The organism is Neisseria sp. P0009.S007, from assembly GCF_051962515.1.
The window spans coordinates 1-960 of record NZ_JBQCVF010000592.1 but is presented as its reverse complement, the minus strand read 5'-3'; the positions used below and the strand labels follow the sequence as shown (position 1 = coordinate 960).

The 960-nt window shown below is 52.2% G+C and carries 1 protein-coding gene; it reads left to right on the top strand.

Translation table 11 applies throughout. The annotated features are described in order from the left end of the window. Nucleotides 1-825, top strand: an 825-nt coding sequence (locus tag ACTHS3_RS15015; RefSeq protein WP_440368371.1) for an aldehyde dehydrogenase family protein, incomplete at its 5' end; no start/stop codon positions are given. Nucleotides 826-960 lie beyond the last annotated feature (135 nt).

Below are 960 nucleotides of genomic sequence, written 5' to 3'. Positions count from 1 at the left end.
CCGCTTATCGGCGCATGGTTAAGCCATGAAGACACGCTTCAAGCCATTGAAGATACCGATGCCATGGCATTTACCGGTTCAACCCATACCGGCCGCCTGCTGGCCGCCCACGCAGGCAAACATCTGAAAAAAACCGTCCTTGAACTAGGCGGCAGCAATCCGTTTATCATCCTGCCCGATGCCGATATGCAACGCGCAGCCATCGATGCCTGCTATTCGCGCTTTCGCGATGCCGGACAATCCTGCAATGCCGCCAAACGCATCGTTGTTACCCAAGATATTGCCGAACAATTTATTCCGCTCTTCCTTGCCGAGTGCGCCAAACTGCAAACCGGCAATCCCAAAGACCCGAACACCACCCTTGCCCCGCTTCACCGCGAAGACCTGCGTCAATCCGTACACGAGCAGGTTCAAGATGCGGTTGCACATGGCGCGCAATGCTTGAGCGGCGGCTATATCCCTGAGGGAGAAAGCTGGTTTTACCCTGCCACGGTATTGGATCAAATCAACCCAAACTGCCGCGTTTGGCACGAAGAAGTCTTCGGCCCAGTCGCCATGATCTTACGCGCCGACAATCCAGATCACGCCGTTGCGCTTGCCAATGACACACCTTTTGGCCTCGGCGCCTGTATCTACACAGCCGACACGGCAAACGCATGGCAATACACCGAAAAAATCCAAGCAGGCTCTGTCTTTATCAACCGCCACACCAGCAGTGACTTGCGCCTCCCCTTTGGCGGCGTCAAAGCTTCAGGCTACGGACGGGAGCTATCCGAATTCGGACTGTACGAGTTCGTCAACGTCAAAACCTATTGGCAAAAATAAACCGTTTCATTAACTCAGGCCATCTGAAAACCCGATTTCAGACGGCCTGATGTTGTTTAAAAAAGCTGGCAAAAATATTGTATTTAAAACCCATACCAATTCTGCAAAATCAAATCGGCTCAAAAATAAGAAACC